The organism is Sorangium sp. So ce117 (assembly GCF_051524395.1).
GTDB lineage: Bacteria > Myxococcota_A > Polyangia > Polyangiales > Polyangiaceae > Sorangium > Sorangium cellulosum_B.
The window spans coordinates 8,284,942-8,308,751 of sequence record NZ_CP150309.1 but is presented as its reverse complement, the minus strand read 5'-3'; the positions used below and the strand labels follow the sequence as shown (position 1 = coordinate 8,308,751).

At 72.2% G+C, this 23,810-nt stretch carries 19 protein-coding genes; 8 read left to right on the top strand and 11 right to left on the bottom strand.

What is annotated here, in order from left to right; translation table 11 throughout:
- Positions 1-68: 68 nt before the first annotated feature.
- A complete protein-coding gene (locus WMF46_RS31005) occupies positions 69-3,041 on the bottom strand; it encodes a carboxypeptidase regulatory-like domain-containing protein (RefSeq protein WP_437980509.1) in 2,973 nt (990 codons plus the stop codon).
- 350 nt (positions 3,042-3,391) lie between these two features.
- Between WMF46_RS31005 and WMF46_RS31000 the strand changes: the two genes are divergently transcribed.
- Both WMF46_RS31000 and WMF46_RS30995 read left to right on the top strand, forming a co-directional pair.
- Positions 3,392-4,819 carry a sigma-54-dependent transcriptional regulator gene (locus WMF46_RS31000; protein ID WP_437980508.1) on the top strand — a complete coding sequence of 476 codons (1,428 nt, stop codon included), beginning with the start codon at positions 3,392-3,394 and terminating at the stop codon, positions 4,817-4,819.
- Positions 4,816-5,823 carry an ABC transporter ATP-binding protein gene (locus tag WMF46_RS30995; protein ID WP_437980507.1) on the top strand — a complete coding sequence of 336 codons (1,008 nt, stop codon included), beginning with the start codon at positions 4,816-4,818 and terminating at the stop codon, positions 5,821-5,823. Before WMF46_RS31000 ends, WMF46_RS30995 begins: the two co-directional genes overlap by 4 nt.
- A 202-nt stretch (positions 5,824-6,025) precedes the next feature.
- Here WMF46_RS30995 and glmM read toward each other — a convergent pair whose 3' ends face one another.
- The 6 genes from glmM to WMF46_RS30965 form a co-directional block, all read right to left on the bottom strand.
- Positions 6,026-7,468 carry a phosphoglucosamine mutase gene (gene glmM, locus WMF46_RS30990; protein WP_437980506.1) on the bottom strand — a complete coding sequence of 481 codons (1,443 nt, stop codon included), beginning with the start codon at positions 7,466-7,468 and terminating at the stop codon, positions 6,026-6,028.
- A gap of 248 nt (positions 7,469-7,716) precedes the next feature.
- Complete coding sequence (locus WMF46_RS30985; RefSeq protein ID WP_437980505.1) at positions 7,717-8,769, bottom strand: SDR family NAD(P)-dependent oxidoreductase; 1,053 nt, start codon at positions 8,767-8,769, stop codon at positions 7,717-7,719.
- Between the two features lie 85 nt (positions 8,770-8,854).
- Entirely contained in the window at positions 8,855-10,177 is a 1,323-nt protein-coding gene (locus WMF46_RS30980) for a bifunctional folylpolyglutamate synthase/dihydrofolate synthase (protein WP_437980504.1), read from the bottom strand.
- On the bottom strand, positions 10,174-11,031 hold the full coding sequence (accD, locus tag WMF46_RS30975) for an acetyl-CoA carboxylase, carboxyltransferase subunit beta (RefSeq protein ID WP_437980503.1): 858 nt from the start codon (positions 11,029-11,031) through the stop codon (positions 10,174-10,176). The genes WMF46_RS30980 and accD overlap by 4 nt, the downstream gene beginning before the upstream one ends.
- Positions 11,032-11,041: 10 nt before the next feature.
- Positions 11,042-11,707 carry a CoA transferase subunit B gene (locus tag WMF46_RS30970; protein WP_012238413.1) on the bottom strand — a complete coding sequence of 222 codons (666 nt, stop codon included), beginning with the start codon at positions 11,705-11,707 and terminating at the stop codon, positions 11,042-11,044.
- Positions 11,708-11,730: 23 nt separating this feature from the next.
- On the bottom strand, positions 11,731-12,489 hold the full coding sequence (locus tag WMF46_RS30965; RefSeq protein ID WP_437980502.1) for a CoA transferase subunit A: 759 nt from the start codon (positions 12,487-12,489) through the stop codon (positions 11,731-11,733).
- A gap of 351 nt (positions 12,490-12,840) precedes the next feature.
- Here WMF46_RS30965 and WMF46_RS30960 point away from each other — a divergent pair, with 351 nt between their 5' ends.
- Entirely contained in the window at positions 12,841-14,163 is a 1,323-nt protein-coding gene (locus WMF46_RS30960; protein WP_437980501.1) for a penicillin-insensitive murein endopeptidase, read from the top strand.
- Between the two features lie 150 nt (positions 14,164-14,313).
- Positions 14,314-14,940: a hypothetical protein gene (locus WMF46_RS30955; protein ID WP_437980500.1), complete on the top strand. Its 627-nt coding sequence runs from the start codon at positions 14,314-14,316 to the stop codon at positions 14,938-14,940.
- A 16-nt stretch (positions 14,941-14,956) separates the two neighbouring features.
- Here WMF46_RS30955 and WMF46_RS30950 read toward each other — a convergent pair whose 3' ends face one another.
- Positions 14,957-16,132 carry a hypothetical protein gene (locus tag WMF46_RS30950; RefSeq protein ID WP_437980499.1) on the bottom strand — a complete coding sequence of 392 codons (1,176 nt, stop codon included), beginning with the start codon at positions 16,130-16,132 and terminating at the stop codon, positions 14,957-14,959.
- A 42-nt stretch (positions 16,133-16,174) separates the two neighbouring features.
- Here WMF46_RS30950 and WMF46_RS30945 point away from each other — a divergent pair, with 42 nt between their 5' ends.
- Complete coding sequence (locus WMF46_RS30945) at positions 16,175-19,021, top strand: ATP-binding protein (protein ID WP_437980498.1); 2,847 nt, start codon at positions 16,175-16,177, stop codon at positions 19,019-19,021.
- Between the two features lie 56 nt (positions 19,022-19,077).
- A complete protein-coding gene (locus WMF46_RS30940) occupies positions 19,078-19,566 on the top strand; it encodes an acyl-CoA thioesterase (RefSeq protein WP_012238407.1) in 489 nt (162 codons plus the stop codon).
- Between the two features lie 16 nt (positions 19,567-19,582).
- On the opposite strand, the gene WMF46_RS30935 is transcribed toward WMF46_RS30940, so the two are convergent.
- From WMF46_RS30935 to WMF46_RS30925, 3 genes are all read right to left on the bottom strand, one after another.
- The gene (locus tag WMF46_RS30935; RefSeq protein WP_437980497.1) at positions 19,583-20,320 is read right to left on the bottom strand and encodes a M15 family metallopeptidase; all 738 of its coding nucleotides are present in this window, start codon (positions 20,318-20,320) and stop codon (positions 19,583-19,585) included.
- A gap of 188 nt (positions 20,321-20,508) precedes the next feature.
- Positions 20,509-20,904, bottom strand: a complete 396-nt coding sequence (locus WMF46_RS30930; protein WP_437980496.1) for a VOC family protein — start codon at positions 20,902-20,904, stop codon at positions 20,509-20,511.
- A 67-nt stretch (positions 20,905-20,971) separates the two neighbouring features.
- Positions 20,972-21,226 (bottom strand): hypothetical protein, encoded by a 255-nt coding sequence (locus WMF46_RS30925; protein WP_437980495.1) that lies wholly within the window; start codon positions 21,224-21,226, stop codon positions 20,972-20,974.
- Between the two features lie 513 nt (positions 21,227-21,739).
- Here WMF46_RS30925 and WMF46_RS30920 point away from each other — a divergent pair.
- Both WMF46_RS30920 and WMF46_RS30915 read left to right on the top strand, forming a co-directional pair.
- Positions 21,740-22,477: a DUF2378 family protein gene (locus tag WMF46_RS30920; protein ID WP_437980494.1), complete on the top strand. Its 738-nt coding sequence runs from the start codon at positions 21,740-21,742 to the stop codon at positions 22,475-22,477.
- An 818-nt stretch (positions 22,478-23,295) separates the two neighbouring features.
- A complete protein-coding gene (locus WMF46_RS30915) occupies positions 23,296-23,742 on the top strand; it encodes a gamma-glutamylcyclotransferase family protein (protein WP_437980493.1) in 447 nt (148 codons plus the stop codon).
- Positions 23,743-23,810 lie beyond the last annotated feature (68 nt).

Below are 23,810 nucleotides of genomic sequence, written 5' to 3'. Positions count from 1 at the left end.
CGCCCCGGCGCCGACAAGCGACGCCGAGGCGCGGCCGGATGCGGGGCCCGCCCGGCGGCGGACCTGGCTCACTTCTCCACGATGATGAACTGAACGCGCCTGTTCTTGGCCTTGTTCGCGGGCGTGACGTTCGGCGCGACGGGGCGGTCCTGGCCATAGCCCTTCGCGAGCAGCCGCGAGCCGTCGACGCCGGTCCGGATCAGCCAGGCGCGCACCGCGTTCGCCCGGGCCTCGCTGAGCGTCTGGTTGTGCTCACGCCCGCCCGTGTTGTCGGTGTGCCCCTGGATCTCGACCTTGCGGATGTTCGGATTACGCTGGAGCACGTCCGCGATCTCCTCCATCAGCGCGTTCGAGTCGCCGAGGATCTTCGCCGAGTCGGTCTCGAAGTGGATCTGCCGCGAGATCTTGATCTCGTTGCCCAGCACCTTCACGAGCGAGATCTTCGGCCGCTTGTTCACCGTGAGGGCGGCGCGCGTGTCCTCGCTCGTCCGGACGTCGGCCTGGTTGACGTGGTTCATGTAGCCCTGCGCCTCGACCTTGAGCGTCACCGCGCCGGCCGGCAGGTCGGGGAAACGGAAGGCGCCGCTGCCGTCGGCCGTCGCCGTCTGCTCACGGCCCGCAGCGTCGACCAGCCGGATCGTCGCGCCAGCGACCGCGTCCCCGCTCTCCGCGTCCTTCACCGTCCCGACGATGTTGCCCGTCTTGGGCAGCGCCTCGAGCGAGCAGTCGACGTCCACGAACGTCGGCCCCTGCGGCTGCGTCGGGCTCGGCGCAACGCCAGGCCCTCCCGGCTGCGGACCGAAGGGACCCGGCTGCCCGGGCTGCGGACCGAAAGGCCCAGGCTGTCCGGGCTGCGGACCGAAGGCACCGGGCTGCCCGGGTTGCGGACCGAAGGGCCCAGGCTGTCCGGGCTGCGGACCGAAAGGCCCAGGCTGCCCGGGTTGCGGACCGAAGGCGCCGGGCTGCCCGGGCTGCGGACCGAAAGGCCCAGGCTGTCCGAGTTGCGGACCGAAGGCGCCGGGCTGCCCGGGTTGCGGACCGAAAGGCCCAGGCTGCGGACCGAAGGCGCCGGGCTGCCCGGGCTGCGGACCGAAGGGCCCAGGCTGTCCGGGCTGCGGACCGAAGGCGCCGGGCTGCGGGCCGAACGCCCCGGGTTGCCCCGGCGCTGCCCCGCCAGGGAGGATCGTCGCCTGGCAGGTGCCGGGTTTGTACCCGTTCGCCCGTATGTTGAAGGTGTACGTCCCCGGATCGAGGTGCCGTGTGAGGAAGCGGCCGTCCGGCCCTGTCGCGTACGGCGGCTGAGCCGCGCCCTCGATCGTCACGATGGCGTCCGCCACCGCCCCGCCGGGCTTGTTCTGCTCGTGCACGAAGCCGCGCGCGAAGGTCTGCGGCGCCGGCACGAGCTGCGGCGGCTCCTTGATGATCTGCGGCGCGGGGGCCGGCGGCGGCTCCTTCTGCTTCGTGTCGTACGCATAGCCAATCCCGAGATAGAGCGTCCACGGCGCCTGAGGCGCGACCTCCTCGATGAACACGGAGGTCGCCGAAAGGCCGAGGTCGAACGCCGCGTGCCCGGAGAGCCCGCGGAACGCCTTCTCGAACGGCGTCACCCGCACGCCGAGCGACAGCCGCGACGGCGCTGCGGCATAACCCGGTCCGCCCTGGTTCTGCGGGTCAGGAGACGCGAAGTCGTCGAGCCCGAGGCAGACGTCGCCGCGCGACACGGTCTTCGTGTGGCACTCGTAACCCTGCCGGTTCACCGGGATGTCGAGGGTGTACTCCAGGTAAGGCTGCACCTTCGGCAGCGGCACCTCGACGCCGAGGTGGGTCTGGAAGAAGTCGACGCGGTTGATGCCGAGCCCGAACCGCTCGATCCGCGAGATCGGCTGCCGCTCGCGATCGTCCGTGAACGCCTTCGCGCGCGCCTTCTCGACCTCCTCCACGAGGACGCCGGAGTTGTCGAGCTTGTAGCCGAGGTTCACGTTCACCCGCAGCGGGAACCCCTTGCCCTGCGGCTTGCGCAGATCGAGCGACGCGAGCCCGCGGAAGACCGCGCTCGTGCCGCCGCCGGCGAGGCCGACTTCGCCGGTCCCGTTGAGCAGGAGCAGCTGCGCCTCGCCGCCGAAGGAGAACGGCTTGCCGATCTTCGTGGGGGTGAACGCCTTCACGCCGAACGTCGTGTCGCCGAGCACCTGCAGCAGCCGCGGGCGACCCTGATCGTTCGCGTTCGCGAACGTGCGGATCGACGCGTACCCCTCGAGGAAGGGCAGGGGGGTCGCGTTCAGCGCGAAGAACGCTCCGACGTGGCTCGCCGAGTCCTCCTTCGCGTCAGGACCGCACGTGATCGGGTGACCGGCGAGCGTCGACTCCGCCGGATCGCAGAGGAAGCCGCTCGTGGAGAACCAGTCGAGCAGGAACGACACCCGGAAGGTGCCCGGCGCACCCGAGCCTGCGTACGACGTCCTGAGGAGGCCGGTCGAGCCCCACAGGTTCGGCTGCGCGGTGAGGGAGAGCGCCCGCTCCTCCTCGTCCCACGCGGTGGATGTCGGCGCCGTCGCGCTGGCCTGGAGGCCCTGATCACCGACCGACGCCTGCGCGCCGAAAGAGACGCTCCCGTCCGGCGGCGGTTGGCCCGGCTGCGGCCCGAACTGCGGCGGAGCGTCGCCCGGAAAGCCCGGCTGCGGCCCGAAGGGGCCGGGCTGACCGGGCTGCGGCCCGAAGGGGCCGGGCTGACCGGGCTGCGGCCCGAAGGGGCCGGGCTGACCTGGCTGCGGCCCGAAGGAGCCGGGCTGACCTGGCTGCGGCCCGAAGGGGCCGGGCTGACCTGGCTGCGGCCCGAAGGGGCCGGGTTGCACGGGAGGTTGCTCGGGCCCGAAAGCGCCGGGCGGCTGCGCGGGCTGGCCTGGGATCGGCTGAGGTCCGAAGGGCGGCTGCGGCTGCTGCGCCTCGGCAGCGCCCGCGAGCGTGAGCGAGCCGACGAGCGGCAGCGCCGTGAGCGCAGCGCGCCGGGGCCTGTCGGCAAACACCTTCCGAAGCGTATGCATCGAGCCTCACCCGCGAGATCGAACAAGGAAACGCCCGCCAATCGGGACGGTGGAGACCTCGCGCGCGGCCCGTTGTATCACTCCGGGCGGCGCGTGAAACAGCGGTTTTCGCTGGCAGCAGCTCCGCGACAGGCGCGCCGCACGGCTCGATAAGTACGGCATCCCCGCGCGGTGATGCGGAGCCCTTCGGCCTTCTCTGCGCGAGGCACGGCGCCGCGCCGCCGCGCCGCCGCGCCGGCGCCTCGGTCGCAAACGTGCTCGACCAGAGCGCCCGCGGTCCCCGCCGCCGCTCGGCCGGGGCCGAGCAGCCGTCCAATTCCGCGGACGCGCATGCTAGGAAAGCCATCACCATGGCATCCCGCGGGCGCATCCTGATCGTCGACGACGAGGCCAACGCGCGCGCGGCGCTCTCGGAGATCCTCCGCGAGGAGGGGTACACGACCGAGACCGCGGCCGACGGCTTCAAGGCGCTCGGCAAGCTCGAGGAGTTCGCGCCCGACGTGGTCCTGACCGATCTGAAGATGCCTGGGCTCGACGGCATCCGGATGATGGAGAAGGCGCAGCTCGCGCTGCCGGACGCGACCTTCGTCGTCATGACCGCGTTCGGCACCATCTCGAGCGCGGTCGAGGCGGTGAAGAAGGGCGCGTACAACTACCTGACGAAGCCGCTCGATTTCTCGGTGCTCGCGGTCGTGGTCGAGCGCGCGGTGGAGCGGGCGCGGCTCCTCCAGGAGAACTCGCGGCTGCGCGAGCGGCTGCGCGAGCGCAACGCGTTCGGGCACGTGATCGCGAGCCACCCGAGCATGGCGAAGGTCCTCCGGCTGGTCGAGCAGGTGGCGCCGAGCCGCGCGAGCGTGCTGATCGTGGGCGAGACGGGCACGGGCAAGGAGCTCATCGCCGAGATGATCCACCGCGCCAGCCCGCGGGCGAAGGCGCCGCTCGTCCGGCTGAACTGCGCCGCGCTGAGCGAGTCGCTCCTCGAGAGCGAGCTGTTCGGCCACGAGCGCGGCGCCTTCACCGGCGCCGTCGGCCGCCGCGAGGGCCGCTTCGAGCAGGCGAGCGGCGGCACCCTGTTCCTGGACGAGGTGAGCGAGATCCCGCTCGCCACGCAGGTGAAGCTCCTGCGCTTCCTGCAGGAGCGGACGTTCGAGCGGGTGGGCGGCAACGAGACGCTCAAGATCGACGTGCGGATCCTCGCCGCGTCGAACCGTGATCTGCGCCAGCGCATCGCCGAGGGGGTGTTCCGCGAGGACCTCTATTACCGGCTCAACGTCGTCACCCTGGAGATCCCGCCGCTCCGCGAGCGCCGGAGCGACATCCCCGAGCTCGCGACGTTCTTCCTCGGCCGCTACGCGCAGGAGAACGGCAAGCGCATCGAGGGCTTCACCGACGAGGCGCTGTCGGCGCTGACGTCCTACTCGTTCCCCGGCAACGTGCGCGAGCTGGAGAACGCGATCGAGCGGGCCGCGGTGCTCTGCGACGGCGCGCGCATCGAGCTCCGGCACCTGCCCGCGCAGATGTCGTCCGAGCCGGCCGAGTCCGTCGACGCGATGCCGCGCGTCCCCGGGAGCACCATCTACGACCTGGAGCGCTACGCGATCCTGCGCACGCTCGAGGCGTGCAAGGGCTCGACCTCGAAGGCCGCGACGATCCTCGGGATCAGCCCGCGCAAGATCCAGTACAAGCTGCACGAGTACAGCGCGGCCAACGCGCGCGGCCGGGCGCGGCCGGCAGACGGCTCGCCGGGCGAGAGCCCCGAGGGGGAGGAGGGCGCATGAGCAACGCAGCCGAGCGCATCGTCGAGCCGCGCGACCGGGGTGCCGCGCCGGCCAGCTCCGTCGAGGAAGGGGCGCCGGAGGGCGAGCTGCTGATCGACGTCCGCGGCCTCCTGAAGACGTTCCAGGTGGGCTTCTTGCGCCGGAGGGCGGTCGAGGCGGTCAAGGGGGTGAGCTTCGACGTCCGGCGCGGCGAGATCTTCGGCTTTCTCGGGCCGAACGGGGCCGGCAAGACGACGACGATCAAGATGCTGACGGGCCTCATCGCCCCGACCGGCGGCGAGGCGTACCTGTTCGGCGCGCGCGTGCCGTCGCCCGAGGCGCGCCGGAAGATCGGCTTTCTGCCGGAGAACCCGTACGTCTACCCCTACCTCACCCCGCGCGAGTTCGTGGAGCTCTGCGGTCGCCTCTCCGGGATGCGCGGCGCTGCGCTGCGCAAGCGGGCGATGGAGGTGCTCGATCAGGTGAAGATCGCGTACGCGGCGGATCGGCAGGTGCGCCGGCTGTCGAAGGGGATGCTGCAGCGCACGGGGCTGGCGGCCGCGCTGGTCGCCGATCCGGAGATGCTGATCCTGGACGAGCCGATGAGCGGCCTCGATCCGGTCGGCCGCAAGGAGGTGCGCGATCTCATCTTCGCCGAGCGCGACCAGGGCCGGACGATCTTCTTCTCGACGCACATCCTGAGCGACGTCGAGGCGATGTGCGATCGCGTGGCGATCTTGCGCGAGGGCCAGGTGGTCGTGAGCGGCGCGATCCGCCAGCTGCTGCGGGGCGACGTGCTGCGCACCGAGGTCACCCTGGCGGGGGCGAGCGAAGGCCTCCTCGCCGATCTCGTCGCGAAGGGCTTCGCGACCACGCGCCGGGGCGACGTCGTCGTGGTCGACGTGGAGGGCGAGGCGCGCGTGCGCGAGGCGTTGCGGGCGTCTCTCGCGGCGGGCGCGCAGGTCGTCGAGGTCGCGCCGCGCCGCGAGACGCTAGAAGACCTCTTCATGCGCCGCGCGCTGTAGCCAGCGCCGGCTTGTCCCCAAGACAGCGGTAGGCCCCCGGAGAGGGTGTCCTCTGCGCGGGGTGGGGGATGGGCCGATGTTTGAGGCGCACCCATGGATCATCCGGCATCGCCGGATGATCCATGGGTGCGCCGAGTTCGGCGGGGCCCCCACCCCGCGCAGAGGACACCCTCTCCGGGGGCCGGGCAGCCCTGGCTACGAGCTACGCCGATGCCCCAGCGACGTCCTGCTTGGCCGCTTCGATGATCTCGAGCGCGTACGCCCCGATGGTCGACGCGTCCTCGCCCTCGACCATGACGCGGAGCTTCGGCTCCGTCCCGCTCCAGCGCACGAGGATCCGCCCCTTGTCGCCCAGCGTCTTCTCGATGCGATCCACGGTGACCCGCGTCCGCTGCATGCTGTCGAGCGGCAGCCGCGTCGCGAACGTCGCGTTCTCCAGGACCTGCGGCACCCGCTGCATCGCCTTCGAGGCGAGCTCGCTCAGCGGCTTGTCCTCCTCCATCATGATGGCGAGCACCTGCAGCGCCGCCACGATGCCGTCGCCCGTCGTCGCGTGGTCCAGGAAGATGAGGTGCCCCGACTGCTCGCCGCCGAACGAGTAGCCGCCGTTCCGCATCGCCTCGACGACGTAGCGATCCCCGACCGCCGTGCGGACGACGTGCCCGCTCTGGGCCTTGAGCGCCCGCTCGAGCCCGAGGTTCGACATCACCGTCGTCACGATCGTGTTCCGCGGCAGCTTGCCGGTGCGCAGCATCCGGAGCGCGCAGAGCGCCATGATCGCGTCGCCGTCCACGACCTCGCCGCGCTCGTCGACCATGATCACCCGGTCCGCGTCGCCGTCGAGCGCGACGCCGATGGCCGCGCCGCGCTTGAGCACCTCGGCCTTCACGTGCTCCGGGTGCAGGGCGCCGGTCTCGCGGTTGATGTTGCGGCCGTTCGGCTTCACGCCGAGCGCCGTCACGTTCGCGCCGAGCTCGGTGAACACCGAGGGCGCCACGCGGTACGCCGCCCCGTGCGCCGCGTCGACGACGATCTTCACGCCGTCCAGCGAGAGCGCCGTGGGGAACGTGTTCTTGCAGAACACGACGTACCGCCCGCGCGCGTCGTCGAGCTTCACCGCGCTGCCGATCCCCGCCCCGACCACCCGCGCCTCGTCGAGCTCGTGGCTCTCCATGAGCCGCTCGATCTCCTCCTCCGCGGTGTCGGGCAGCTTGTAGCCGTCGGGCCCGAAGATCTTGATGCCGTTGTCCTGATACGGGTTGTGGCTCGCGCTGATCACGACCCCGGCGTCGGCCCGCATGCTCTGCGTGAGCTGCGCGACCGCCGGCGTGGGGATCGGCCCGCTCAGCATCACGCGCCCGCCCATGGCGCACACGCCGGACGCGATCGCGGTCTCGAGCATGTAGCCGGACAGGCGCGTGTCCTTCCCGATCACCACCCGCACCTGCCGCGACTTCCCGTGGCTCGCGACGAACGCGATCGCGCGCCCGAGCCGCAGCGCCATCTCGGGCGTCATCGGCGGCTGGTTCGCCACGCCGCGCACCCCGTCGGTGCCGAAGAGCTTGCGGCCTGCGGCCTGCTTCTGCGGTTCGCCCGTCGCCGACGGAGCGCCCTCCCTAGGATCCTTCTTGGTGTGCTTCGGCACGGTCCCTCTCTGTGGTGTGGGGCTGAGGAGACCACCCTTAGCAACCTTTGCCAAGACGGCCTACGGCCAATCGCCGCCGCGGCGACATTGACGCGGCCTACATCGCGCCGCTTTGTGGCGTGGCCGCTATCGCGCCGCGTGTGCGCCGTTTTGCAGCGCAGTAGCAACCGCGCCGTGTTTACAGCGCGGTCGCTACTGAACCGTGTTTACAGCGCGGTCGCTACTGCGCCGCTTTTGCAGCACAGTCGTTACCGCGCCGCTGCCGGCGGCGCCTCGTTGTTGCGCCGAGCTGCCTCGTTGCTCAGGCGCAGCAAGACGGATCCCTGCGCCGGCGTGCGCAGGTCTCGGCCCTTCGTCGTGCCCTCGCCGCCGCCTGGCGGCGGAAGGAGCGCGTTGATGAGGCCCATCAGCCTCACCGTCGCCTGCGGCGCGATGCCGTGCGCCCAGCTCAGCAGGTGCGACGACAGCCCGAGCTTCACCTCGGTGCGCCCCTCGCGCGCCGCCGCCACCACCCGCCGCGCCGCGCGCCGCGCGTCGATCGTCGCGATCGGGAGCGACGAGACCAGGCCGAACCAGCCGAACTCGTGCTGCGGGCTGCCGCCGAACGCAGCGTTGTAGATCGACCCCGTGCGCATCGGCCCCGGGATCACCGTCGTGACGCGCGGGCCCCTCGCGCCGCCGTGCGTGAGCTCCGCCTGCACGCTCTCCGAGAAGCCCATCATCGCGAACTTCGACGCGTTGTACCCGAGCAGGTGCGGCACGGCGACGCGCCCGCCGATGGACACCACGTTCACGATGCGCGCCGCGCGCCCATGCCGACTCAGGTGCGGCAGCGCGCGCAGCGTCGCGTGGACCGCGCTCCAGAAGTTCGAGCGCATCGCCTCGTCGAGCTCCTCCACCCGGAGGTCCTGCATGGGCGCCACCTGGATCACGCCGGCGTTGTTGACGAGCACGTCGATCCGACCGAACGCCCTCGCCACGCCGTCGATGAACGCCTCGGCCGCGGCGCGGTCGCCGAGATCGCACGCCGCCGCGTGCACCTCGATGCCGAGCGCCTGCAGCCGCTGCTCCGCCCGGTAGAGCGCCTCCGCGTCGCGGCCGGCGATCGCCACCCGGGCGCCGTGCCGGCCGAACTCCTCGGCCAGCAGCAGCCCCAGGCCGCGAGAGCCGCCCGTGATGACCACGACCCGGCCGCGCAGATCGAGCCGCCGAAGCGCGCGGAACGCCGTCCGCGCGAGCGCGGCCGCCACGAGGGCCGCCGCAGAGAAGAGCACCGGAGAACGCCGCTTTCTGAACGCCATGCCGCGGAGGACGGCATCGCGCGTGCCACCCGCCGCGCGCCGGCGGGCAGCGACGCGCCTGCACAGCGCGCCGCTCGCGCCCGCTTCAGAGCGTGACGACCGGATCCGCCACGATGCCGAGCAGCGCCGAGCGCACCTCGCCGACCAGGTAGATCGAGCCGGCCACGACCACCAGCCCGCCCGGCGCGGCGGCCTCGATCGCGCGCGCCACCGCGGCGCGCGGATCGCCGATCGCCTCGCCCGGCGCGACCCCGCGCAGCGCATCGAGCGGCGCGGCCGCGCGGCCCTTCGGCGTCACATAGAGCCGACGGTGCGCTCGTGGCGCGAGCACCTGTAGCATTTCGCCCCACCCCTTGTCGGCCATCGCCCCGAACACGAGCGTGGTGAGCGCCGCCCCCGGACCCTCCTCGTCGAGCCACGCCGCGAGCGCCTGCGCGCCGTGCGGGTTGTGCGCACAGTCGAGCAGGACATGGGCGCCGCCCGCGTCGATCCGCTCCAGGCGACCGGGCCAGCGGGCCGCGGCGAGCCCACCCGCGAGCGCCCGCTCGACCTCGGGCCACCGCCCGGCGAGCTGCCACGCGATGCCGCACGCCACGCCGGCGTTCTCGGCCTGGTGCGCGCCGCGGAGGCCGAGCTCCACCTCGATCTCGCGGCGCCCCGGCCCGGCGACGCGCGCCGCGCCCGCCCCGCGCCCGCCGCGCCCCACCGCGATCTCGCCCGCGCTCCCGCCGCGCTCCGCCGGCGCGACGCGGAGGCGAGGCCCGGCGCCGATCGCCAGCGCTGTCGCCTCGATCGCGGCGTCGGCCTCCGGATCGAGGGGGCCGAGCACCGCGGGCGCGCCCGCCTTGAGGATGCCCGCCTTCTCCCGGGCGATGTCCGTCAGCGTCGGGCCGAGCACGGCCTGGTGGTCGAGCGCGATCGACGTGATCGCCGTGCAGAGCGGCGCCGAGATCACGTTCGTGGCGTCGAGCCGCCCGCCGAGGCCCACCTCGAGGATCGCGAGGTCGACGTCCGCCTCGCGGAAGGCCACGAACGCGGCGACCGTCAGCGCCTCGAAGAACGTGAGCGGCGAGGGGACACGCTCGAGCGCGGCGGCGAGCGCGCGCTCGAGCGCCGCGTCGCCGATCATCTCTCCCCCGACGCGGATGCGCTCGGCGAAGCGAGACAGGTGCGGCGACGTGTACAGGCCGGTCCGGAGCCCGGCCTCGCGCGCGATCGACTCGACCATCGCGCACACGCTGCCCTTGCCGTTCGTGCCGGCGACGTGCACCGCCGGGAGGCCTTCGTGGGGATCGCCGAGCGCGGAGAGCGCCTCGCGGACCCGGCCGAGCCCGAGCTCCATCCCCCGCGGCGCCCGCTGCCCGAGCGCCTCGAGCAGCGCGGGCAGCCGCGGCGCCGCCGAGGTCATCGCCGCGCCCGGCGGCTGGCCGTGAGGTGCTGGAGCAGCGTCCCGATGTACGCCTTCATCTCGGGGCGCGGGACGATGGCGTCGACCATCCCGTGGTCGAGCAGGAACTCGGACCGCTGGAAGCCCGCCGGCAGCGTCTGCCGGATCGTGTTCTCGATGACCCGCGGGCCGGCGAAGCCGATGAGCGCCTTGGGCTCGGCGATGTTCGCGTCGCCCAGGAAGGCGAAGCTCGCCGCGACGCCGCCCGTCGTCGGGTGGAGCAGCACCGACAGGAACGGCAGCCGCGCCTTGCGGTACCGCTCGAGCGCGGACACGCTCTTCGCCATCTGCATCAGCGAGAGGATGCCCTCCTGCATCCGCGCGCCGCCCGACGCCTGGAGGAGCACCACCGGGAGCTCCTCGCGCGTCGCGCGCTCGAACAGGCGGGTGATCTTCTCGCCGACGACCGAGCCCATGCTCCCGCCCATGAAGGCGAAGACGAACGCGCCGTAGGCGATGTCGCGGCCGCCCAGCCTGCCGCGGCCGATCTCGATCGCCTCCTTCGCGCGGCCCTTCTTGTGGAGCGCCGCGACGCGGTCCCGGTAGCTCTTGCCGTCGCTGAACCGGAGCGGGTCGTTCGGGGCGAGGTGCTCGTCCCACGCGGCGAGCTCGCCGTCGTCGAGCAGGAGCCTCCGCCACCCGTCGGCGTCGAGCTTGTGGTGGTGGCCGCACTGCGAGCACACCTCGAAGGTGCGCGCGAGCTCGGCGGCGTCGTGCGTGTGCGAGCAGCCGTCGCAGCGACGGAACACGCCCGCTCCCAGCGAGCGCTTCTCGCTCGCGTCGGTCGTCGGCAGGGTCTTTTCAGGCCAGGTCATCGGCGAGCCCTCAGGCGCTCCGCAGGTCCATCTCGTTCACGTCGGAGGGGACCCGGAGCGTTGGTTGTGTCTTCTCCTGCACCTCTCGGGCGCTCACGCCGGGCGCGAGCTCGCGCAGCACGAGCCCCTCGGGCGTCACATCGAGCACGGCGAGATCGGTGATGATCCGGTGGACGACGCCCCGCCCGGTGAGGGGCAGCGCGCACTCGTTCAGGATCTTCGGCGCGCCGTTCTTCGCCGCGTGATCCATGATCACGACGACGCGCTTCGCGCTCACAACGAGATCCATCGCCCCGCCCATCCCCTTCACCATCTTGCCGGGGATCATCCAGTTGGCGAGATCGCCCTTCTCGGAGACCTCCATGGCCCCGAGGATCGCGAGATCGATGTGGCCGCCCCGGATCTGCGCGAACGACTCGGCGCTCGAGAAGATCGCGGAGCCGGCGAGCATCGTCACGGTCTCCTTGCCGGCGTTGATGAGATCCGGGTCCTCCGCGCCCTCGATCGGGTAGGGGCCGATGCCGAGCAGCCCGTTCTCGCTCTGGAGCACCACCTCGATCCCCGCGGGGATGTAGTTGGCGACGAGCGTCGGCATCCCGATGCCGAGGTTGACGTAGTAGCCGTCCTTGAGCTCCAGCGCGGCGCGCTGCGCGATCTGTTCCCGCGTGAGTCCCATCGTGTCCCCTGTCCCCGCGCCGCCTAGGCGGCCGGCGCCTTGCGCACCGTCCGCCGCTCGATCCGCTTCTCGAAGCGCTCGCCCTGGAAGATCCGGTGCACGAAGATCCCGGGCGTGTGGATGTGGTCCGGGTCGAGCGAGCCGACGTCGACGAGCTCCTCCACCTCGGCGATCGTCACCTTCGCGGCCATCGCCATCATCGGGTTGAAGTTCATGGCGGTGTGGCGGTAGACGAGGTTGCCGAAACGGTCGCCCTTCCAGGCCTTCACGAGCGCGTAGTCGCCGCGGATGGCGGGCTCGAGCACGTAGTCGCGGCCGTCGAACTGGCGCACTTCCTTCTTCTCGGAGTACCTCTTCACCGCGCCGTCCGGGCCATAGAGCACGGGCAGCCCGCCCTCGCTGATGGCCGTGCCCGCCCCGGTCGGCGTGTAGAACGCAGGGATCCCGGCGCCTCCGGCGCGGATGCGCTCGGCCAGCGTGCCCTGCGGCGTCAGCTCGACCTCGAGCTCGCCGCTCAGGTACTGGCGCTCGAACTCCTTGTTCTCGCCGACGTACGACGAGATCATCTTCCGGATCTGCCGGTTCTGAAGGAGGATCCCGAGGCCGAAGGCGTCGACTCCGCAGTTGTTGGACACGACCACGAGATCCTTCGTGCCGAGCTGCCGGAGCGCCGCGATGCAGTTCTCCGGGATGCCGCAGAGGCCGAAGCCGCCCGAGAGGATCGTGGCGCCGCCAGGGATGTCCCTCACGGCGTCCAGCGCGCTCTTGTAGACCTTGTCCATGGCCGACCGAGAGGTAGCCCAACTGGCCGCGAGGCAAAAGCCTCCGCTGCCGCCGCGACATGCCGTGGCGCCGGCGCCGCAGCGCGGCACAGGGGCCGGGCGACGCCGGCCGCGGCGCGGCGTCACGACGTGATCCGCGCTTCTCAGCCGCGCGTCCGGCGGGCCACGGGAACCTCGCGTGTGTCCGGGGTGCATGAGGCGCGCGTGGCGTCCGCCAGCGCTCGTTCACCGCACTTGCCAGCGCACATTCGGCGCACGCTCGGCGCAGGTCTCGGGAGCGGCCCTCGGAGGGCGCGGCCAGGCGGCGCCGGCTTCTTGGCCCGGCCCGCTGAAACCCCGTAACGCACCGGTGTGCCTCGACCGCTCTCCGTGCTGTTCACGATCCTGGCGCTCTCCCTGTCCGGCTCCCAGACAGCCGCCGCGGCGCCGGATGCGCCGGCGCGATCACACGCGCGCCCCACCGCGGAAGCAAAGCCGCGGGACGCCGCTGCCGCCAAGGCGCGCGGGGCGACGAAGCGCGCGCCGCGCGCGCGGCGCGCGAAGGACGACAGCAAGGGCCACCGCCCTCGCGCCGGCGACGCGGGCCCGCGATCGTCGGGGCCGGCCAGGGAGAAGGCCGCGCCCCAGGCGCCCGCCTCGTCGGTCGGCCATCCCAACGAAGGGCGCCTCGAGGGCGGCGTGCGGCTCGACACCTCGCGCAAGGACATCCGCGTCGTGCCCGCCTACGCCGGCGCCGACGTCCGCTGGGGGCTACCGGCGCTCGTCGGCATGATCGAGCGCGCGGCGCGCGGCGTGGCCAAGCGCTTCCCGGGCGCCGTGCTCGACGTCGGCGACCTGTCGCGCCAGCGCGGCGGAGAGGTCCACCGCCACAACTCCCACGAGAGCGGCCGCGACGTCGACCTCGGCTTCTACGCGCTCGACGCGCGCGGAAAGCAGGTCCACGCGCCGATCTTCCTCCGGTTCGACGCCCGGCTCGCCTCGACCAACGTGCCCGGGGCGCGCTTCGACCTGCCGCGCAACTGGCTGCTCGTCCAGCACCTGCTCACCGATCCTCGCGCCCGCGTGAGCCACATCTTCATCGCCGATCCGCTCCGGTCCGCGCTGATCGCCCACGCCAAGCGGATCGGCGTCTCCCGCGCGCTGCTCGTCCGCGCGCAGCTCGCGATGATGCAGCCCACGGGCGCCGAGGCGCACGACGACCACATGCACGTGCGCATCTCCTGCCCCGCGGCCATGCGCGGCAGCTGCGTCGAGCTCGCGAAGAACGCCCCTTCCCGCGCCCGCGCGCGCATCGCGAGGAAGACGGACAGGGCGCTCCGGACACCGCCGCCGTCCGCGCGCGCGGAGGCCGCGCGCCGGCCGAAGGCCGCCGCGGCGCCCGCGCCGGAGCGGCCCCGCGAGCCCGGCGCCGGCCGGCGCGACCCAGCGCAGCCCTCGCGCCGCGACGACAAGCGACCTGAACGGGAAGCGCGCCGCGCCGCCCCGCACGCCGCTGCGAACGCCGAGGCGCTGCCGCTCGCCGCCACGCGCGCGGCGGCGCAGCAGCCCATGGGCGGCCTCGATCTGTCGTTCCTGCGTCCCGCTGCGTCCGAGGCGGAGATCGAGGCAGATTCGGACGGCGCCGACGCGAGCGGCGCGCTCGACGACAGCGGAGCGCTCAAGATCACGGACTGAGATCCGCCTCGCGCCGTTTACTACACAAGCGGCAAAGAGCCGGTAACGCGACGCATTGCAGGAAGTTCCGCAATCTCCGACCGGGGCGCCGTCGCGCCTGGACCCCGAGAGAAGACCTCGGGCAGACTGGCGCGGAGCAAAGGGGCGTTCATGCCGCAAGAGGACTCCCACACCTCGATTCCCACGCTGCCGTCCGCGGCATCGCTCGTCGCCAGCGATCACGAGCGCCGCGCGCTGCTCGCGGCGCTCACGTTTGTCGGCAGGCCTCCCCGGAGCGCGGCGGCGCTCGCCATCTGGTTCGAGAAGCACCTCGTGGCAGCCGGGAGGATGCAGCGACCGGCCTACGTGACCGAGGGCTTCTCCAAGCAGGTGGCGCTCGGCCATCAGGCCCCGGCGGCCCCGGATGCGTCCGAGATCGAGCAGCTCGTCGACGCGGCGCGGCTCCGGGTGCTCGCCTCGCTTCGCGCCTTCATGCCGCCCGCCGCGGACGATCGCTTCCTCGCAGCGGCCATCGACAGCGGGCGCGTCCTACGCGCCGCAGGCCTCGGGCCGTGGGAGCCGTGCCCGCGCGAGGAAGACCTGCTCAGCGACATCGTCCTCAGCCTCTTCGCCGCGGACATCCTCAACTTCCGCGAGTTCCACGACGCCTATCTCTGCGTCTGCAAGACCTGCTTTCGCATCGACTTCGACCCGAGCCAGTCCGGTCGCACCGGCTGCCCCGAGCACGAGCCGACCGTCACGGTCAACGTGATGCGCCGCAGCCGGCCGTCGCTCTGACGCGTCGCCCTGAGGCTCAGAGGCAGCCGAGGCGGCACTTGGACGCCTGCTCGAGGCAATCCGACAGGCAGCCCTGGTAACGCTGGTACTGAGTGCTCTGCGTGGGCTCTTTACCGCACTGCGTCGCCCTGCACGCCTGGTGGCGTCGCTCGCACGCCCCCACGCACCCGGCGTTGCCGCCGGCGGGCGCAAGGCCGGTCGCGGCCGCCGCACGGGGCCCCGCCCCTGGAGACGCCGGCAGCGCGCCCGGCGCCTGCGCGGCAGGCGGATCGCTCCGCTGCGCCGGCGTCGTCCGGTGCCCCGCCGAGGCGGGCGACGGCCCGCAGCGCTCGAAGGCGCGGCGCATCACGTCCTCCGCCGAGCCGGGCGGGATCTCGCACGCCCGCGCCAGGCTCTCGATCCTGTGATCGATCGCGGCGGAAGCGCGTGACGCGACCCCGTCCGGCCGCGCCGCTGGCGGTGGGGCGCCCTTCTGCGCGGCGCTCGCGGACGTGGCGCTCCCGCGCGCCGCGTCGTCACCCGGCGCGCTCGACGCCCTGCCGATGAGGAAGGCCACGATGAGGCTCACCGCCACGAGCCCCAGGGCGGCGAGCGCGAGCCGCGGGTCGATGCGGCGCGGCCGGCGCGCCGGCGCGCCGGCGCGCGGAGAGCCGGCCGGGAGCTGCGCCGGCCCCGCGGCGCCGGGCGGCCGCGCATTCGCGGGCTGCGGCGCGGTGACGTTCGGCGTCCGCGGGGTAGGCGTGATCGACGGCGGCGCCAGCGTCGCGACCTCCAGGGGAGGTGATGGGGCCACCATCGGCGAGAGGTTCGGCAGCGGCGCCGGCCGGGGAATGTCGGTGTGCGCCGGCTCGCTCGACGCGGCGGACGGCACCGTCGGCGTGTCGGGCCACTCCACGAGCGGCCTCGCCGCGCGGAGGCGCTCGACGAGCGGCCCGAGCTCGCGCCGCTGCTCGAAGCGGCGGACGAGCTCGTACGCCGCTCCCTGGATCCCCCGCTCCCAGGGGATGTCCGGCACACCGAGCTCCTCCGCGAAGCGGCGCAGCTCGACCAGGCTGAAGCATGCCGTGATGCGTCCGCGGATCTCCGCGGCGCTGCGCGCCGTGCTCCCCGACGTCCCCGTGCCCTCGCCGTCCACGCTCGGCAGCTTACCGCACACGCCACCGAAGCCGAACCTGGTATAGGCTCCGGACATCGTGTCCGGCGCTGCGGCACCCGGGGACGTGGAGGCCAGGAGATGAGCCGAGAGGACAGTGCAATTGGCGCGGCGCCGCCCGCCCTCGCGCCGCTGATCGGGCGCGAGGCGGAGCTGTCCGCCCTGGCCCGCGCGCTCGACGCGGTCGAGCGGGAGCGCTCCACGCGGACCGTGACGCTCGTCGGCCCGCCGGGCATCGGCAAGAGCAGGCTCGTGCGCGAGCTCCTCGAGCGGCGGCGCCAGGGCTCCGCCGCGCTGCGCGTCACCTCGGGCAGCACCGGCGACATGGCGTCCGCGTACGGCGTCTTCACCCGGCTCCTGCGCGCCCGCTTCGGCCTCTCCGACGGCATGGACAAGGACGCGGCCCGCGCCGAGGTCCGCTCGCAGGTCGCGCACGTGATGGGCGACCGCAAGGTCGGCGACGTCATCTACTTCCTCGGCCAGTTCATCGGGCTCGCGTTCGGCGACAGCCCGCTCACCCGCGCGGTGCAGGACGATCCTGCGCAGGCCGACCTCATCCGTCGCGCCGTCCTGAAGGCGTTCCTCGAGGCGGACGCCGTCCACGGCCCCCTGTGCCTCATCTTCGAGGACCTCCACGCGGCCCACGACGACTCCCTCGCGCTCCTGCGCTACCTCATCGAGTACCTCACAGGCCCGGTCCTGATCGTCTGCGCCGCCCGCCCGGAGCTGCTCACCCGCCAGGAAGACTGGGGCAAGGTCGGCGACCGGCGCCACGCGCTCCTCGAGCTCACGCCGCTCGGCGAGGCCGCCGCGGCGGAGATGGCGAGGGCGCTGCTCGCGCCCTGCGCGCCGCGCGGGAGCGACGATGTCGTCATCACCGACGTCGTCGACGATGTTCGGCGCGCCGAGCCGCAGTCCCAGCCGGGCGTGCCGTCGGAGCTCGTCGAGGCGGCCTGCTCCTTCGCGAACGGCAACCCGGCGCTGCTCGAGCAGATGGTCCGCATCTGCCACGAGCAGGGCGTGATCGAGGAGCTCTCGCCCGACTCCGCGGGCGGGCCGCGCTGGCGCGTGCACCTCGGGAAGCTGTCGACGGCGCGCCTGCCGATGACGGTCGAGGACGCCGTGAACGTCCGCCTCGCCGCGCTCGATCACGACGGCCGGCAGCTGCTCGAGCAGGCCGCGACGATCGGCCCGGTGTTCTGGAGCGGCGCGCTGTTCGTCCTCGGCAGGGCCGGCAGCCAGGCCCCCGACCTGTGGGGGGAGGAGCAGAGCGACAAGGATCTCGACCGGATCAACGCCGCGCTGCGCTCGCTGTGCGACCGCGGCTACCTGCGCAAGCAGAGCGAGTCGAGCTTCGCCGGCTCGGACGAGTACGTGTTCGTGCACGCCAAGGAGCGCGAGGCGCTCCAGAAGCGGATGAGCGCCGCGGCCCAGCGGCGGTACCACCACGCGATCGCCGAGTGGCTGGAGCAGCAGGTGGCGGTGCGCGCGAGCGAGGAGCTCCTCGCCGAGCTCGCGACGCACCGCGAGCGCATCGGCGACGCGGTGCGGGCGGGGCTCTCGCTGCTCGACGCCGGGGACGTGGCGCGCGGGCGCTACTCGAACGCGAAGGCGGCGGAGTACTACGCGCGCGGGCTCTCGCTGCTCGGCGACGCGCACGTCGCGCGGCGCATCGACGCGCTCCACGACTACGGCGACGTCCTCCAGCTCGCCGGGCGCATCGACGACGCGCTCGCCGCGTTCCGCGAGATGCTGACGCTCGCCTACCGGCTCGACAACCGGCGCAAGGGCGGGGCCGCGCACAACCGCATCGGGCGGCTCTACCGCGACAGCGGCTCGCTCGACGAGGCCGGCAAGCACCTCACGACCGCGCTCCGCCTCTTCGAGGGCGCGCGGGACGAGCGGGGGATCGCCTCGACGATCGACGACATCGGCAAGCTGCACTGGCTCCGGGGCGAGTACCAGGAGGCGCTGAAATGGCTGCGCGACGCGCTCGCCCGCCGCGAGCGGATGGGGGATCGCCGCTCGATCGCGCTGTCGCTGAACAACCTCGGCCTCGCCCTGCAGGACTCGGGCGAGTTCAAGCAGGCGCTCAACACGTTCGAGCGGTCGCTCGCGATCCGGCGCGAGATCTCGGACCTGCTCGGCGTCGTGATGAGCCTGAACAACCTCGGCATGATCGCGCAGGACCAGCGCGATCACCGCCACGCCCTCGAGCTCTTCGAGGAGGCGCTGGAGGTGGCGCGGCAGGTCGGCGATCGCAACCGGACGGCGCTGATCCTGACGAACATCGGCGGGACGCTCTACCGGAGCGGCGATCCCGACGAGGCGGTGCGCGTGCTGCAGCAGGCCGAGGAGCTCTGCGACGAGCTCGGCGACCGGCTCGGCCTGGCCGAGGCGCGGCGCGCCCTCGGGAAGGCCTACATGCTCCGGGGCGATCTGGAGAAGGCGCGCGACTCGATCAGCCGGGCGGTGGACCTGTTCGCCTCGGTCCGGAGCAAGGTGCACCTCGGCATCGCGCTCCGGACGCTCGGCGAGATCACGGCGGCGGGCGGCTGGGGCAGCGCGCACACGAAGAGCGCGCGCGCCTATTTCGCGCGCTCGGTGAGCATCTTCGAGGAGACGGGGAACGAGCTCGAGCTCGCGCGCACGTTCCAGGCCTACGCGCGGTTCCTGACGACCGATCGCAGCTTCGTGGCGAACATGGCGGCGCGGCGCGAGGCGGTGGCGATGAACGAGAAGGCCGAGGCGATCTTCGCGCGGCTGAAGGTCACGTCGGTGCGCCTGGAGGACGAGCCCACGCTCCCGACGGGCCCGCCGGGCCAGTCGGTCCCCACGAAGTCGTCGGTCAGCGCGAGCCCTGGCCGCTCGCCGGCCCCCGAAGAGCCGTCGTTCCCGACCCCGGGCAGGGCCTCGACCTCCAGCTGAGGCCGGGCGGGCCGGCGTGCTCTGGCGCGGGGGGGCGCCCGTGATACGCATGCCGGGTGAAGGCCCCGCACGAGAAGCGCGTCTCCGAGTCGGTCACGACGATGACCGAGTACGTCCTGCCGACGCACACGAACGCGCTCGGCTCGATCTTCGGCGGGCAGGTGCTCGCGTGGATCGACCTGTGCGCTGCCATCTGCGCGCAGCGGCACACCGGCAGCGCGGTCGTCACCGCAGGCATCGACGACCTCTCGTTCGATCATGGGATCAAGGTCGGTCAGGTCGTCCGTCTGGCCGCGCGGGTGACGGCGACCTTCCGCACGTCGCTCGAGATCCTGGTGTCGGTCGAGGGGGAGGACGCGATGACGGGCGCCATCTGGCCCATGGTCACGGCCTTCGTGACGTTCGTGGCCGTCGACGCGTCGCTCAGGCCGACCTCGGTGCCGCCGATCCTCCTCGAGACGGACGACGATCGCCGCCTCGCCGAGGCCGCGGCGGAGCGGCGCGCGCGGCGGCTCTCGCGGCGCGGGGGCGGCCGCGGCGCGTGATCGTGAACGCCGCGCGCTACTTCTTCTTGAGCCGGTCGGGATCCCCGAGGAACTCGAAGTGCATCGTGTCCTCGAGGTCGTCGTGGCCGAGCCAGTCGAAGCCGTAGCGCTCGAACGCCTTGATCCAGCAGCGGGACAGGGCCGTGCGCTCGTAGGCAGAGCGCTTCTTCTCCTGGCACAGCGGGCTCGTGGGCCACGGGTCGACGCAGCCGCAGCACGGGTTCCGGTCGGGATCGATGTCGATGGCGATGCCGAAGAGGTGGTTCGAGATCTCGGCGCCGCGGTAGCTGTTCGCCGTGCGGAACCCGCCGACCGCGCGCGGCGTGTAGCGGCGGGACTTGCGGGTGCACGTCGAGCGGATCCGCTTCTCGACGCAGTGGAGCGCGGGCGCGATCTTCTCGTGGACGGAGAGCGGGAGGCCCATGAACTGCACGTTCGTCGCCTGGGAGTGGGCGCTCTCGGAGTTGTGGCGCCGCGTCTCCTCGGTCTCGACGTGGCCGTAGTGCTCGGCGAGGTAGCGGACCGCCTTGGCGTGCTTCTTCGGGTTGAGCATCCCCTTCTGGACGAAGGTGCGCCGCTTCAGGAACTTCTGCGGGCTCTGGACGCGGCACTCGTAGCTCTTCGCCTTCTTTCCCCGGGCCGGCTCCTTGGCCTCTGCGACGGGCCCGCCGCCGAGCCCCGAGGGGCCGGCCGCGAGCAGGGCGATCGCTGCTGCGACGAGCAGGTGCACCCGTGTCCGTCCGTTCGCGTTCACGGCCGGAGGTTAAGCAGGCCGCGTCAGGCGCGGCAAGGACTTGCCGTAAAAGCCTGTCAGGAGAAGCACCGTCAGGGGCACGAGCGCATTCTCGCGGCGGGCGGCGCGCCGCGTCGCTCGCGATCGCACGGTCGGTGTCGGCTCATGGGGTGAGCTGCGGCGAGCTCATGAGGTGAGCTGCGGCGAGCTCATGGAGAGGTCCACGGCGAGCAAATCTCCACGAGGACACCGTTCAGGTCGCGCACGTAGGAGACGCGCTGGCCCCACGGCTTGTCGTGGGGTTCCGACACGGGGGCTGCGCCGGCCTTCACGGCGCGCGCGAACGCCGCGTCGACGTCCTCGCTGGTGACGATGATCTCGAACCCGGCGGGGCGCTCGCCTGGCCTGTTCTTCGCGAGCTCCGGGAGGCCCTTCTGGGCGAAGTCCTCCTGCACGAACCCGAGCGGCACCCTGCCCTTCAGCTCGCAGTAGTCGTTGCCGCTGGAGACGAAGCTGCGCTCGAAGCCGAACGCGCGCTCGTAGAACGCCGCGGCTTCCACCGCGTCGGGCACATAGACGATCACGCCACCCAGTCCTGTGTTCATGAGGTCCTCCTCGGGGGTCCTGCCCCACGCGCCGGCATCCTAGGGCGGCGCTGCTGACAGCGTCAGGTCAGCAGGCTCGCTCGATGGACGGCGCGAGCGAGGCGCGGAGCTCTCGCGCATGAACCCCCTCTCCACGCTTCGAACGATGGCAGAGCACGACGCCCGGTCGAACCAGAGGCTCCCCATGCTCGACGCCGAAGTGCGGCTTCTGCGCGGCGAGGTGCGGCTTCTGCGCGGCGAAGTGCGGCTTCTGCACGCGTATCACGTCCGGGTCGAGCGCGTGGCGAGCGCGCAGGCCCACCTCGTCGCCCACCAAATTCATCGTGGGCAGGCGTACGCGATGCTCGCCGGTGCTCGCGTGAAACCGCCGCCGCTCGACGGTCCTTCAGGGCCGAGGAGCGTCCGAGGCGCGAGCGAGGCTCCGCCAGCTCGGCACTCCCGGTGCGTCAACGCGACGCCTCACGGCGCGTCTTGGGGCCTAGTGACGCGAACTTCAAGGCACATCGAGGCGAGCCTCGAGGCAACTTGACGCGGGCCTCACGGCGCGTTGACGCGGTGTTCCTTGGGCTTGGGACGCTGGCGGGTGTGTGCCGCCGCAGACGCGTGGGCCGGCCTGAGCGGAGATGAACCCCGTCCCGGTCATCTCCGCGCGGTTGCACCGCTGAACCAGCGTTTCATCCATGCAAGGGAAATCTGGCATGAACCCCGTGTTCACGCGGTGACTCGTTCATTGAGCGGTCGGCATGGCCGTTGCTAGGTGGATCGCGTGCCCTTCGCTGCGGTGGTTGCCGCAAGCGGCCTTTGTGTTGAGTCTTTTTTTTGCGGCGAGCTCCCTATGAAAGAGGTCCGCAGCGACCAGCGCCGGCAAGCGAACGAGACGCCGATCCCCAAGAGCGGTGTCATGCGCGCCGTGCCCCGAAGCGTCGCGCCGCCGAGCGCACCGTCCACAGAGGGGCTGCTTGTCGGGCCGAACGGAGCTTCGTTCGAGGTGCGTCCTTCCGATCCGCTCCTCGGCAACATCGACATCGACGCCGTGGTGGCGGGGGTCCCCGAGTCCTACGCGATGAAGGGGATGTTCTTCAACGCGCTGGCCGCGACGCTCGGGGAGCGTTTCGCGCAGGTGGTGTCGACGTTGTCGAGCCCGCCGAGGGGTGGGCTCTACCTGCCGTTCTCGGACTATCCGACGCGCGACTTCTTGCGCCTCTACGACGCGGCTGCGCGGCTCTCGCACCCGAACCGGAGCTCGCGGGAGGGCTACCGTCGCCTCGCGCGGCAGCAGGTCGGGGCCTTCAGGGAAAGCGCGCTCGGCCGGATCACGATGCACCTGGCGACCGATCCGGGCGCCGCGCTGATGCGCTACACGGGCAGCCTGGGCGCGCTCGTGAAGGGGCCGCTGGCCAGGGCGCGGCAGCTGGGGCCGTCGGAGGTGCAGATCGACATCAGCTGCCACCGCGGTACGCTGGAGTACCCGCTGGGGAACTTCGAGGCGCTCGTCATGGGGTACGGCGCCAAGCCGACCATCTCGGTCGAGGTGCGGGGGGCGGAGACGCTTCAGTTCCTGGTTAGCTGGTAGCCCGCGAGAGGCCCGCGTCGGCGGGAGGGTCCACGCGGCGGGGGCGGGTGGGCGCTCGGCCATCCGCCAAGACAGGGGCCGAGGCGCTTGCGCTGAGAACACCACCCGGCATGTCTCCCTTCGGGCCATGCCTGCTGGGACGTTATGTTGCGCGCCACACAAGGCGCGCCTGAGACGTGGAGCTCCCTGCGACCTTATGGCACCTCGGTCGGTGCTCGACGCGCCCACCCGCCCCCGCCGCGTGGACCCTCCCGCCGGCGCTACGGTGGTGGGGGGAGGGGGATCCGGGGGCGGAGCGGCCCCGACGTCGATGCGCGTCTTCCGAGCGTGCTTGCGGTAAGGCCGGTGCATCAGGGCGGGCAATTCAAGATCTATCGAATCGCGACGAGCGGAGTCGGCTTGCGGCCGCCTCAACGAAATCGGCGACCATAAAGAACATCGTTTCAACACGAGTTGATCGAGAATCGCTGTTGATGAAGCGAGGTCGCCTCCCGAGAAGGTGAATGCTCGGCTGGATGAATGCGGCATTCGCGCTGGACAGGAGAAATGTCGGGCTGCTGCGCATAATCGCGCTCGAATTATTACGAACGCGAGCGTCAAGCGAGCATGGGGCACTGTCGGCAGTGGTGGATGCGCCTTGGAATTGAAGGATCCTCCACAAGAACCGCAGCTCTCCAGAGGTGCGCAGGTGCAACATTCCTCTGGGGCTACAGTTTCGCCACGGCCTCGCCGGCGTCGCTCCGAGCAGCCTTGCGCTCGCGCCCTCGCTTTGCGAGCGTCGGAGCCGGGCCGCAGAGCCCGTCCCGAGGACCACGCCAATGACGACCCATGAGATGGTGCTCTTCGTTTACGACAACCTCATGAAGGGCGAGGAGCAGCACGAATGGCTCGCGACGGCTCGCCCGCTCGGAGAGGCGACCACGACCCCCGAGTACGCGCTCGTCGATCTGGGCACGACCGGCGCTCTCGTCCAAGGCGGGCTCGTCGCCGTGACCGGCGAGCTCTACGCCATCGCACCGGCCGCGCTCGCCGCGCTCGACGTCCACCGGGGACACCCGATCTTGCACCAGCGAGCCCCCATCCGCCTCGCCGGCGGGCGGGAAGCCCAGGCATACCTCCTCTCGATGGAGCAGGCGGCCGGGTGCCGGCGCGTCCGCGAGGGCGACTGGCGGAAGCGCCGTGGCGCGCCCGGCGCCGTGCGGGCCCGGGACAACAGCCCGCTCGTGAGCTGGGCGAAGCGCCGCTTCGACCCGCCCCCCCGATGAGAGCCACACGCGCGAGCCCCCGCCCGCTCGGCCGTTCCGTTCGACCGGTACGTCACCCCATCCGCTCG